Source organism: Paenibacillus durus, assembly GCF_000756615.1.
GTDB lineage: Bacteria > Bacillota > Bacilli > Paenibacillales > Paenibacillaceae > Paenibacillus_AQ > Paenibacillus_AQ durus.
Genome location: NZ_CP009288.1, coordinates 5,033,921 through 5,046,213 on the forward strand (window position 1 = coordinate 5,033,921; position 12,293 = coordinate 5,046,213).

Annotated in this window: 12 protein-coding genes; 6 read left to right on the forward strand and 6 right to left on the reverse strand. The window is 49.1% G+C overall.

Annotated elements, in window-relative coordinates; all coding sequences use genetic code 11:
• Nucleotides 1–92 precede the first annotated feature (92 nt).
• Genes PDUR_RS28935 through PDUR_RS21980 form a run of 3 tightly spaced genes read left to right on the forward strand, consistent with a single transcriptional unit; the run spans nt 93 to nt 2,062 of the window.
• The gene (locus PDUR_RS28935) at nt 93–344 is read left to right on the forward strand and encodes a hypothetical protein (RefSeq protein ID WP_156130569.1); all 252 of its coding nucleotides are present in this window, start codon (nt 93–95) and stop codon (nt 342–344) included.
• Between the two features lie 25 nt (nt 345–369).
• Nucleotides 370–1,176, forward strand: a complete 807-nt coding sequence (locus PDUR_RS21975; protein WP_218918423.1) for an SDR family NAD(P)-dependent oxidoreductase — start codon at nt 370–372, stop codon at nt 1,174–1,176.
• Nucleotide 1,177: 1 nt separating this feature from the next.
• Nucleotides 1,178–2,062, forward strand: coding sequence for an oxidoreductase (locus PDUR_RS21980; RefSeq protein WP_233277419.1), 885 nt, complete (start codon nt 1,178–1,180; stop codon nt 2,060–2,062).
• A gap of 164 nt (nt 2,063–2,226) precedes the next feature.
• On the opposite strand, the gene PDUR_RS21985 is transcribed toward PDUR_RS21980, so the two are convergent.
• A complete protein-coding gene (locus PDUR_RS21985; protein ID WP_042208205.1) occupies nt 2,227–2,889 on the reverse strand; it encodes a TetR/AcrR family transcriptional regulator in 663 nt (220 codons plus the stop codon).
• Nucleotides 2,890–3,052: 163 nt separating this feature from the next.
• Between PDUR_RS21985 and PDUR_RS21990 the strand changes: the two genes are divergently transcribed.
• Nucleotides 3,053–4,483, forward strand: a complete 1,431-nt coding sequence (locus PDUR_RS21990; RefSeq protein WP_042208206.1) for an aldehyde dehydrogenase family protein — start codon at nt 3,053–3,055, stop codon at nt 4,481–4,483.
• A gap of 41 nt (nt 4,484–4,524) precedes the next feature.
• Entirely contained in the window at nt 4,525–5,397 is an 873-nt protein-coding gene (locus tag PDUR_RS21995) for an oxidoreductase (RefSeq protein WP_042208207.1), read from the forward strand.
• Between the two features lie 286 nt (nt 5,398–5,683).
• Here PDUR_RS21995 and PDUR_RS22000 read toward each other — a convergent pair whose 3' ends face one another.
• Both PDUR_RS22000 and PDUR_RS22005 read right to left on the reverse strand, forming a co-directional pair.
• Nucleotides 5,684–6,475 carry a TrmH family RNA methyltransferase gene (locus tag PDUR_RS22000; RefSeq protein WP_042209612.1) on the reverse strand — a complete coding sequence of 264 codons (792 nt, stop codon included), beginning with the start codon at nt 6,473–6,475 and terminating at the stop codon, nt 5,684–5,686.
• 29 nt (nt 6,476–6,504) lie between these two features.
• A complete protein-coding gene (locus tag PDUR_RS22005) occupies nt 6,505–7,185 on the reverse strand; it encodes a potassium channel family protein (protein WP_269079222.1) in 681 nt (226 codons plus the stop codon).
• Between the two features lie 114 nt (nt 7,186–7,299).
• Here PDUR_RS22005 and PDUR_RS22010 point away from each other — a divergent pair, with 114 nt between their 5' ends.
• Entirely contained in the window at nt 7,300–7,542 is a 243-nt protein-coding gene (locus PDUR_RS22010) for a small acid-soluble spore protein SspI (RefSeq protein ID WP_042208209.1), read from the forward strand.
• Nucleotides 7,543–7,635: 93 nt separating this feature from the next.
• Here the strand turns inward: PDUR_RS22010 and PDUR_RS22015 are convergent, their stop codons facing one another.
• The 3 genes from PDUR_RS22015 to PDUR_RS22025 form a co-directional block, all read right to left on the reverse strand.
• Complete coding sequence (locus PDUR_RS22015; RefSeq protein WP_042208210.1) at nt 7,636–9,222, reverse strand: peptide chain release factor 3; 1,587 nt, start codon at nt 9,220–9,222, stop codon at nt 7,636–7,638.
• A gap of 301 nt (nt 9,223–9,523) precedes the next feature.
• Nucleotides 9,524–11,074, reverse strand: a complete 1,551-nt coding sequence (zwf, locus tag PDUR_RS22020; protein WP_042208211.1) for a glucose-6-phosphate dehydrogenase — start codon at nt 11,072–11,074, stop codon at nt 9,524–9,526.
• A gap of 207 nt (nt 11,075–11,281) precedes the next feature.
• Nucleotides 11,282–12,124 carry a YwmB family TATA-box binding protein gene (locus PDUR_RS22025; RefSeq protein ID WP_042208212.1) on the reverse strand — a complete coding sequence of 281 codons (843 nt, stop codon included), beginning with the start codon at nt 12,122–12,124 and terminating at the stop codon, nt 11,282–11,284.
• Nucleotides 12,125–12,293 lie beyond the last annotated feature (169 nt).

Here is a 12,293-nt window from a genome sequence, read left to right on the forward strand (position 1 = left end):
ATAAAAAGAGCTACAAGAAAGTTACCTTTCTTGTAGCTCAAAAAATACGGCACATCCAACCCGGTGCAGGGTATGAAAAGGGGATATATTTTTTGAGTGAAAAGAATAAGGTAACTTTCTTGCCAATAAAAAATAAAACAATTCTGCTTTATTCTTTAAAAAAAGTGGCAAGAAATATTACATTATCCTCTTCAACTCCAATCGTTAAGTGTCAGCACGATCTTAGCATACCCGCTTCAACATTGCAACATCCTAAAATGACATTATCAATTCAAAAAAATATTCAAAATAGACATTTTACATACTTATTGTTTACTTTGTTTTATTCCAGTGATATACTCTGATCAGGTTAAGATGAAGGAGTGGTCAATGGACATGGAATTGAATTTAAAAGGCAAACGGGCACTTATTACAGGTTCGAGCAATGGTCTCGGAATGGCAATGGTAAAAATGCTGGGAGCTGAAGGAGCAACCGTTATTGTACATGGACGCGATGAAGCGCGCACTCGCGCTGTAGCAGAGTCCATCACGTCCAATGGTGGAACTGCGACGATTGCACTCGGCGATCTAACTACTGATGAAGGAGCAGATGCAGTAGCTGCTGCTGCGTTGGCCGATGGTCCAGTAGACATTCTCGTTAACAACGCTGGCTTCTATCGTCATTTCTCCTGGATGGAAGCTACAGCCGACGAATGGGCTGATACCTATAACGTTAACGTCATTTCTGGTGTGCGTATGATTCAACGTTTGGTTCCAAAAATGCGTGAACAGAACTGGGGTCGTATCATCACGATCGGTGGGGGACTTGCTCTGCAACCAATGAATACCCACCCTCAATACAACGCAACCCTGGCTGCCCGCCATAATCTTGCTGTATCTTTGGCACGTGAGTTGAAGGGCACGCGAATTACTTCCAACGTTGTTTCGCCAGGAGCAATCCTTGTGGATGCGGTTAAGGACTTGGTTGAGCACATTGGACCTTCTCGGGGCTGGGGCCAAACCTGGGATGAGATTATGCCTAATGCGGTTAACGAGCTTATTCCTAATGACCGGGGACGCTTCGGCTACCCTGATGAAATTGCAGCGGCTGTAGCCTATCTTTGCAGCGAATATGCAGAATATGTAAGTGGGGCAACCATTCGCGTTGACGGTGGTTTGATTCGAGGAGCATTCTAACATGTGCAAAGCACAAATTAAACCAAATGGAGTTGAATATATCATGTCTAAAGTTTGGCTTATTACCGGGAGCTCCCGGGGTTTTGGCAAGGAGCTTGTGAAAGCGGTGCTGGCAAGCGGGAATCAAGTTATAGCCACAGCACGCAACTCAAAACAGTTAGACTACCTTGTGGAGGAATACGGGGATCAAGTTCGTACGTTCTCTTTAGATGTTACTGATCCTAAGGCTGCTCTTTCGGCGGTTAAACTGGCCGTTGACTCGTTCGGGAGACTCGATGTGGTTGTGAACAATGCCGGCTACGCGAATAGTGCTCCCATTGAAGAAATGACCGATGAGGATTTTCGAGCACAAATCGAGACTAACTTATTCGGTGTCGTAAATGTGACCAAGGCAGCACTACCTGTGTTGCGCAAGCAGCGTTCCGGTCATTTTGTTCAGTTCTCCTCCGTAGGTGGACGGGTTGGTGGTACGCCTGGCATGGGGGCTTACCAGACTGCAAAATATGCAGTCGAAGGCTTTTCAGAAGTATTAAGCAATGAAGTCAAGCCCTTCGGTGTCAAGGTCACCATTATTGAGCCGGGGGCATTTCGAACCGACTGGCAAGGGGCATCTATGGACATGGCGGAGGTGAGTGAAGATTACCTTCAAACCGTTGGTCAAATGCACCAGTTCCGCCTTGCCACGGAAGGTAAACAACCAGGAGACCCGGCACGGGCAGCCAAGATCATCATGGATATCGTTAACTTGGAAGAGCCACCGCTTCGTCTACTTCTCGGTGCCGGGGCTGTTGAAGCTGCAGAGAAATCCTCAAGATCGCGCGCAGAAGAAGTGGATACATGGGCTGAAGTAAGTCGTTCTGCTGATTTTCCGACAGAAACAGACTAAGCAGGCTGAAACATAGGGTTTACCGAACTCCTTAGTTAGACCACTGACGGAATTGACGCCACGATTTATGGTGCTTCCATTCGGTCAGTGGTCTCTTCTTTTTTCAATAAAAAGAAAGCCTCGTTCCAAATGAACAAGACTTTGAGACTTTTATATATTCTGATTTATAAAGCACGATTGAATTTCTCGACAATATGTTCAATGACGGGTTGAATCCGTGAGTCGTCCACTAAGGATATCTTTTCCGGTTTGAACAATTGAATTTTTTTTAATTGATAATAATCATCGAGGGCTTGTTGAATGGTCATTTGGTTATAAAGCAAATACTTCACATTCATGATTTCCCGGAGCAAAATATCGTCTTGAAGTAAAATGAACTTCTCGTTAATCGGATTAAAAATCCCCTTGTTCTTCCCATCTCGATAAAATTTAAGGGTCTGTTGTTCCCTTTTATTCAACGCAGTCTTCAAAACATCGTACATTTCTGGAAATACCATTTGTAAATCCTTCAGAAACACATCAGATATTTTGCCAACCAACGTTACCGATTGTTCAAACAATTGCTGAAACCAAACCCCAAACGATCGATCGTCATCCTCATTGGTACGATCCTCTAGCTGTTCTATATAGTCAACAAAAATGCGAACGACACCCTCGATGATTTCTTCTTTTGAAGAAAAATTCTTGTACATCGTTGCCCTGCTAACATCCATAAATTTAGCAATATCGTCCATCCTCATTTGTTGAAACCCGTCCTTCATGAGGGACGGAATCAGTTTTTTCAGCAGCTTGTTTTTTGCTTTATCTTGCTGATTCTCCATTGACATTACGCTCCCCCTTACCTGTTCCTTCTATTATACACGGTTTCAATAAAATATAAACAAAAAATATTATGTAGACAATTTATATATATTTTGTTTACTTTGTTTTCGTTGTGTGCTATCATTCTTTTTAGCAAGAATCCCAAATAAATTCAAAGGAGTTATTAAAATGAGAACAATTAATCAAGTTTATATTAACGGGGAATTTGTAACGCCTTACGGCACAGAGGTACAAGAACTTATTAATCCTTCAACTAGGGAAATCATCGGACGTGTCACTTTAGGGAACGAAGAGGATGCCAAACGAGCAATCTCGGCAGCAAAGAAAGCCTTCAAGACTTTCTCACGAACTTCAGTGGAAGAGCGCATTCAAATGCTGCAAAGACTACATGACGCAGTTATGAGAAAATTAGAAGTAATGATGGAGGCTAACATCAATGAATACGGTGCTCCGAAGCCCGCTGCCATTGGCCGAGTTAAACTGGCAGCTACGAATTTTTTGGACACGAAAGAAGCGCTTGAGGCTTTCGATTTCGTTAAATATATCGGGAAAGCGAAAGTAGTAGCAGAGCCAATTGGAGTCATTGGAATTATCACTCCCTGGAATGCAACCTATTCTCAGATTACTGCAAAGCTTGCTTCTGCCATAGCTGCCGGCTGTCCAGTGGTGATCAAGCCAAGTGAACTTAGCGCGATTCAGGCACATCTGATCACTGAATGTTTCCATGAGGCTGATATTCCAGCTGGTGTGATCAATGTAGTTCATGGACTTGGCCAAACGGTTGGATCCGAATTGACCCGCAATCCGGATATTGCAATGATCACCTTCACTGGTTCCACTCGAACAGGGAAAGAAATTCGGAGAGGTGCTGTAGATTCCATGAAGCGGGTCACGCTGGAACTGGGCGGCAAATCGCCGAACATCATCTTGGATGACGCCGATTTTTCCGTGGCAATCCCGACTGCTGTAAGACAGGGTTATAACAATAATGGGCAAGCTTGCGTTGCAGGGACCCGCCTTTTGGTCCCCAAGCATCGGCTTAAAGAAGTGAAACAGATAGCTAAAGAAACTGTGGAACGCATCAAAGTCGGCAATCCCTGGGAGGAAGGCACAGAACTTGGCCCAATCATAACAGAGAAGCAATACAATCAGGTTCAGCGATATATTCAGTCTGGTATTGATGAGGGTGCTGAACTGGTCATCGGAGGTGTGGGGCATCCAGAGGGTTTGGAACAAGGATATTTTGTTAGACCAACGATTTTCGCTCAGGTGACAGAATATATGACGATCGCCAAGGAAGAAATCTTCGGTCCCGTCTTATCGATTTTAACTTACGAGACGGAAGAAGAAGCCATTGAGATGGCTAACAATACAGATTATGGTCTCGGTGCCTACGTGAGTTCCTCGGACATTGAGAAAGCCAATGAAGTGGCAGCCCAAATTGCTGCTGGTGTTGTGCTCATTAACGGGGCAGGTTTTGAAATGAAGGCTCCGTTTGGGGGATTCAAGCAATCGGGTATCGGTAGAGAATACGGATTATATGGGCTGGAGGATTGTTTGGAGACGAAAACCATAACAGGCTATGACTCGGCCAAATAATCAAACACAGTGTTCTAAAATGGATATATGGAGGATATGCGATGTCTAAAGTATGGCTTATAACCGGTAGTTCACGCGGCTTCGGCCGCAGTCTAGCTGAAGCTGTTCTAGCTCAAGGTGATCAATTGGTCGCTACTGCACGTAAACCTGAGCAGCTCGAAGACCTTGTAGATCGTTACGGAGAGCAAATCCATACGATGGAATTAGATGTAACCAACATGCTGCAGGCAGAAGCAGCTGTTCAAGCGGCTGTAGCTACATTTGGCAGACTGGATGTATTGGTTAACAATGCAGGGTATGGAAATATCTCAGCTATCGAAGAGACTACTATGGAAGATTTTCGTTCTCAAATCGAGACGAACTTTTGGGGAGTCGTGCAAGTTACGAAAGCAGCATTGCCTGTTTTACGCCAACAAAGATCGGGCCACATTTTTCAGTTTTCTTCGATTGGCGGACGATCAAGCGTCCCTGGTTTGGGCCCGTACCAAGCAGCAAAATGGGCCGTGGAAGGGTACTCCGAGGTATTGGCCAAGGAAGTTAATCCGTTAGGGATAAAGGTAACGTTAATCGAACCGGGTGGATTCCGTACGGATTGGGCAGGGTCATCCATGGAGCATGTTACCCCAAGTGAAGATTATAAAAATACTGTGGGTTTATTATTGAAATATGTCCGGGAATCCAGTGGCAATGAGCCTGGAGACCCGTCGAAAGCAGCCCAAGCCATTCTAACGATTGCTGATGAAGCGTACCCTCCCTTGCGTCTTTTACTTGGCAGCGATGCAGTCCAAATCGCTAAACAAGTGGATCAAGATAGACTTAACGAAACCTTACGTTGGGAAAAATTAAGTGTATCTACCGATTTTTATAATAATGACTTGGACGATGAAATTTCGAGGTTAATGAATCTTGAATAAAGGATAGCAGGTCGGTATCTTTGTTGTCGTATACTGATTAATTTTGTTTATAACAACCGCCCAACAATGGGTGGTTGTTATTTTTGGCATGCTTTCTTAAAGCATCTAAATTTCTAAAGCACTTAAGGAGAAAATTCTTTTTTCATGAATCAAATATTATATCAATGATTTTAGATAATCAGGACTTTTTTTATAGTGACAAAAGAACGTTCTAAATGTGTGACAAACTAAATTACAAATGGTAACCATCTATATTACAACTCACAGGACAGGAATTACTGTTTATTCAAAACCCACGCTGCCGCATCGCCTCGAACAATAAAATCGTCGCCGCCATCGCCGCGTTCAGCGATTCGGCGCGGCCCTTCATCGGGATGATGATGCTCTTGTCCACCATCCGTGCCGTTTCCGGCGAGATGCCCCGGCCCTCGCTGCCGATAAGCAGCCACTGGCTGCCGCTGCGGAAATCGTGGCTGTAGCAGGAGTCCACGCCTTGCAGCGAGGTGCTGACCAGCAGCACGCCGCGCTGCCGGGCCTGCGGCAGTATCTCCGCCAGATCGCCTTCCACAACCGGCAGATGGAACATCGAGCCCATGGTGGAACGGATGGTCTTCGGATTGTAGAGATCGGCACAGCCGCGGCCCAGAATGACGCCGTCCGCTCCAGCCGCGTCCGCGCTGCGGATAATGGTGCCGACATTGCCGGGGTCCTGCACGCCGTCCAGCACAATAACGAGGCTGCCTTGCTTGTCCAGCGCCGCTTCCGCTCCATCCCGCTCTTTGCGGATAACCGCGAACACAGGCTGCGGCGTATTGGTGCTGCTGCATTTGGCAATGACCGCCGCCGAGACCGCGATGGTCTCCATGCCCTGAGCAGCTTGCAGCAGACCGCCAAGCTCCGCAGGCATTCCTTTATCGATATCGTAAGCCAGGATTTCGACGTCCGCTTCCGCCAGCAGCGCCTCCTGGACAAGATGAACGCCCTCGACGATATATTTTCCGCTCCTGTCGCGGTGTTTCTTCTCAAGTAATCCGGCCCACTCTTTAACCCGCGCATTTTGCGGAGATATAATTTCCATCGATTTCAACCTTTCCGCTCCATTGATTCTTATTGATAGGCCATTTCCAGCCGGGTCAGATTATCCTTGTGTCCGACAATGACCAGCACGTCGTCGCTTGTCAGCCGGTCATCCGCATTCGGAGTAATGTTCATTTCATCCCCCCGGCGGATCGCAATCACGTTGCAGCCGAATTTGGCACGGATATTGAGTTCCTTAAGGTTTCTGCCAAGCATCGCTCCGGGCACCTTCATATCCAGAATACTGTAATCCGGCGACAACTCGATATAGTCGAGAATATTCGGCGAGGCCAGATGATGCGCAACCCGCACCCCCATATCCCTTTCCGGATAAATGACCTTGTCGGCTCCAATCTTGCTCAGCACTTTACCGTGCAGCTCACTCTTGGCCTTGACGAGAATGGCCGGCACGCCGAGATCCTTGAGAATAAGCGTGGTCAGAATACTGGACTGAATATCCTCGCCAATCGCTACCACGACCACATCAAAATTACGGACGCCCAGCGCGCGCAGCGCTTCCTCATCCGTCGAATCCGCCGATACGGCATGCGTTACGATTGCGGAGATTTCCTGCACGCGCTGCTCGTCCGAATCAATAGCCAGCACATCATAGCCCATACCGCTGAGCGCTTTGGCAACGCTTGAACCGAAGCGGCCCATTCCGATTATGGCGAATTGCTTCTTGGCCATCTGTTCTCCCCCCGTATGCAGTCGATTATCTCAAAACAGTATAGCACAAGGCGAATTAAACTTGAATTTTAGGCCCCAGCGCAGGGCATATTATGTTCAGCATATACACATTTTTTTGAAAAAGGAGCCCTCCACATGTCCATTACGCTCGACTTGCGCCAGGCGGTCATCCATAAAATCCAGGGTCATTCCAAAACCGAACTGCGGGAAATGATCGACGGTTCGGTGGACGGTCCGGAAACCGCATTGCCGGGACTCGGCGCCGTCTTTGAAATAATCTGGAAAGACCTCGATCCCGCTAAAAAAGATAATGTCGTCACGATGCTGCACGAACATCTGAAGTCCTCCGCTCCGGGTCCGACTACCAGCGGCATTTGAAGCATTGGAAAAAGCCTCCGTACCCCTGCGCAAAACGCGCGAGAGACGGAGGCTTTTACTTAATTCCGGCATAACTTGCCGACTATCTTAAACTTACGGCGCCGTTTCCAGAAACTTGGCTGTCGGATTTTTCTCGATCGCCGTCCGCATCGCGTACTCGTTCTCGAACAGCACGACGAAATTGCCCTTTTTATCCGTAACGAGCGTCGAATTGATCCGGAACTTGCTCGGGTCCGGCTTGTTCTCGTCCACAATCCAGCGCGCGAACTGATATGGCATCCGCTGAAGCTGCACATCCACGCCGTACTCGCCCTTCATCCGGTACTCGAACACTTCAAATTGCAGCTGTCCGACCACACCCAGCAGAATATCGTCGAAGCTGACCGTACGGAACACCTGAATCATGCCCTCTTCCGTCAGCTGATCGATTCCCTTCTGGAACTGCTTCGACTTCAGCGCATTCTTAATGCTGACCTTGGCAAAAATCTCGGGGGAGAAAGTCGGCATCTCGTCGAACACCACATCGCCCGCTTGACTGAGCGAATCGCCGATACGGAATATGCCGGGGTCGAACAGACCGATAATATCTCCCGGATACGCCTCCTCGACGATATCGCGGTCCTGGGCAAGAAACTGCTGCGGCTGCGACAGCTTGATATCCTTGCCGGCGCGCACATGCTTCACGCTCATGCCGCGCTCGAATTTGCCGGAAACGATGCGCAGGAAAGCAATCCGGTCGCGGTGGGCCGGGTTCATATTCGCCTGGATTTTGAACACATAGCCGGTAAACTTCTCGTTTGTCGGCTCCACAATACCCGCCGTGCTGCGGCGCGGCTCCGGCTTAGGAGCGAGCTGCAGGAAATTTTCCAGGAACGTCTGCACGCCGAAGTTGTTGATCGCACTGCCAAAGAAGACCGGAGTCAATTCGCCGCGCAGCACCTTCTCATAATCGAAAGGATCTCCAGCAACATCAAGCAGCTCAAGATCCTGGCACAACTGGTCATGCAGATAGTCGCCCGCCATCTCGCGGATTACGGGATCATGATAGTCATCCACCTTCTGCACTTTAATGACCGAATGATCGTCGCCTTGGAACAACTCCACCTGATTCTTCATCCGGTCGTAGACGCCGCTCAGCTCGCGTCCCGTACCGATCGGCCAGTTCATCGGCACCGAACGGATACCCAGCACCTGCTCCAGCTCCTCCATCAGCTCAAAGGGATTGCGGCCCTCGCGATCGAGTTTGTTGATGAATGTAAAGATCGGAATGCCCCGCTTCGCGCATACCTGGAACAGCTTGATTGTCTGCGCTTCGACGCCTTTGGCGACGTCGATCAGCATGACCGCGCTGTCGGCAGCAGTCAATGTGCGGTAGGTGTCTTCACTGAAGTCTTGGTGACCCGGCGTATCCAGAATGTTGACCCGGTGGCCTTCATAATCGAACTGCATAACCGAGGAAGTGACGGAGATACCGCGCTGCTTCTCAATCTCCATCCAGTCACTTGTCGCGTGCTTGCTTGCTTTGCGGGCCTTAACCGTTCCCGCCAGCCGGATGGCGCCGCCGAACAGCAGCAGCTTCTCCGTAAGTGTCGTTTTACCTGCGTCAGGGTGGGAAATAATCGCGAATGTTCTGCGTTTATCCACTTCCTGCTGCAAATTCTGATCCATCGTTTGACTCATTGCACATATCCCTTCATATCTGAATTGTTCATGTTCCGAATTAGCGCCTTAAGAATAAAACTGTATCAAATCGGCTTAATGGCCATTATTCTTTGCTCCTATCGCTAAATTAGCCGTCCTTTCCCGCAGCCTGTCGGCCTTTATCTCTCACAGCCGAAGGACATATTAAAGCGGGCATCCTTTAAAGTATATCAAAATCGGGGCGGCATTATCTACCTAAATACAAGCTCCGAGAAAAAAATCTCCCCGCTCTAGGGCTCTAGGGCAGGGAGATTTCTGAATATCTATCTGGTTAACAATATTAATTGTTCACAGACCATACAACGTTGTCTTCTTTCTGCCCGTTGACCGGCCACCATTGGAAGCCATCCTGTTCAAGCAGTTGAGCCGCTTCAACCGGACCCCAGGTGCCTGCCGGATAAGAAGCCAGATCGCTGGCATCCTCTTTCCAGGCTTTGGCGATATGGTCCACGAACGACCAGGCCGAGGATACTTCATCCCAGCGGGTGAAGTAGGTGGAATCCCCACGCGCGGCATCATGCAGCAGGCGCTCGTAGGCTTCCGGCGAGTTGATGCCGATCAGACAGCTTTGGCAGAAATCCATTGCCAGCGGCTGAATTTCCGACTCCGAGCCCGGCTTCTTGGCATTAATCTTCACATAAATGCCTTCCATTGGGTTAACGCGGATAACGAGCAGGTTCGGTTCAAGGTTATGCTTCTGACCCAAGTAGACATTGGTAGGCATCCGTTTGAACTCCACGACCACCTCGGTCGTCTTTGCCGGCAGGCGTTTGCCTGTGCGGATGTAGAACGGTACGCCCGCCCAGCGGAAATTATCTACGAATACCCGGGCCGCAAAATACGTTTCCGTGGTGGATTCCGGGTTTACCTTGTCTTCCTGACGGTAAGCAGGCGCAGACTTGCCATTGTACAGACCCTGTGAATACTGCCCGCGCACTACGTTCTGGCGCACTTCTTCCCCGGTTGCATACGGACGAAGCGAACGCAGCACCTTGACCTTCTCGTCGCGGATATCTTCCGGCAACAGACGGCTTGGCGGCTCCATCGCAATCATGGTCAGCAATTGAAGCATATGGTTCTGAGCCATATCCCGCAGCGCTCCGGCATGGTCATAATAGCCGCCGCGCTCTTCGACACCGACGGTTTCAGCAAGCGTAATCTGGATGTTGGCAATATGCTGCTTGTTCCAGAGCGGCTCGAAAAAGGCGTTGGCAAAACGGATCACTTCGATGTTCTGCACCATTTCCTTGCCAAGATAATGGTCGATCCGGTAAATTTCCTCTTCCTCAAACACCTGGCGGATCTGCTCGTTCAGCTTCTCGGCCGATTCCAGATCGTAGCCGAAAGGCTTCTCGATCACCAGACGGTTCCAGCCCTGTCCGTTCAGCATGCCTCCGGCTTTCAGGTTGAAGGAGACGCCGCCGAACAGCTCAGGGGCGAGCGCCAGGTAGAACAGCCGGTTACCCGGAATGCGAAACCGCTCTTCCAGCGCTTCCGTCTGCGCCTTAAGCTCGCGGAACCCGTCAACATTGTTGATATCAAGCGACTTATACTCAAAATGATCGACAAATCTATTCCATTCGTTATCGTCGGTCGCCTTGTAACGGCTAAACTCGGTTATCGATGCCTTTACATCTTCTTTAAATTCTTCGGGAGTCCGGGGACGGCGCGCCACGCCGATTACCGCAAAATCCTCAGCCAGCTTTCCCTCGCGGTACAAGCTGTAGATGGCCGGAAAAAGCTTGCGCCGGGCCAAGTCTCCGGTCGCACCAAAAATAAAAAAAACAGCACCTGGTGTAGTCAATTCGTCAAAGGTTTGATTTTCAGCCATGGCTCCTCATCTTTCTCTATGATATAGTTTATTAAAATCCATTTTCACGTCTAATGTTAGTAAAAAGGTTATAACGACGTGATGCCATTTTATCATATTCCGAAAAAGGATGCTATTACATTCCTGACAGTTTCTCTCGGATTTCGGCAAAGTTCGATTACTGTTTCTTATCGTTCTCTATAATTGAGCTTATAATAGCTGAAAAAATCAATATTCAATCGTAATCAGCGGGAACCCGAGAGTCACCCGGCTGCTGCCTTTGGCAACGTCTTTGTGAATCGCTGCTTGTACGGCAAGACGATGCGCTCCGCTCTGCACCGTATGCAGTATAGATGGCACGGTATAGGAGGTGCTGGCGGTTGTCTCGTCTTCGTAAGTTTCAGCAGCACTCATGCCCTGCAGCTTATCTGCAAGCGTATGCTTCGTCAGCTTCAGCGCCTGACTGGCATCCCCGTGCTCCTTGGCAGTTCCCTGCAGGGAGACATTCCAGTCGGCGGCAACGCTTGCGGATGTCATCATCATCCCGGCCTGTTGAACAGACCCGGCGAGTCCCGTAGTACGGGACAGATCGGTCGTTTCCAGCGTCACGATGACGTAGCTCTCTCCCTCCCCCATTTCGCTCCAGAATAATGAGGTCTTCATTTCTCCAGACTTGGAAGAGGAACGGTAAGCGGTATGGCCTTCTTCTTCCGACTTAACGACAGTCTGGAGCCCGAGAGACTTCGAGAGGGAGTTTGCGGCAGAGAATGCTTTGCCCGCATCCCCTATATAGCTGCCCTGCCATTTAAAGACAAGCCGTATCGGTGAGTCCGGTTCTGTCACGCTGCGGCCGAGATCCGTTAGCAGCAGTACCGCTGCGGACGGTGTACCCGCCAATCCAGCACGGTCCTCCGTTTCCAGTGCAGCATTTGGCTGCTGAGCCTTGGAATAGACCCCAGCAGCAGGACTGGCTTCCACTCCGTTCCGAAAGCCCGCCAGCACCAGCGCCGCACAGCACAACCCAATCAGCAGCAGCGTTCCCTTGTTTGAGCTCTTTCCCCGGTTTTCCATTCGTTTCTCTCCCTCTCGGTTCCGTTCTAGCAATCTACTAGACAGGATAACCGTTTTGGGAGATTTTATACCGAAGCAAAAAGAAACGTCTGACAGCGTCCCTGATGGGCGCAAGTACGTTTCTCATAGAAATATAAGGCCATATTTGCAAAAAAGGCTCGTTTTGACT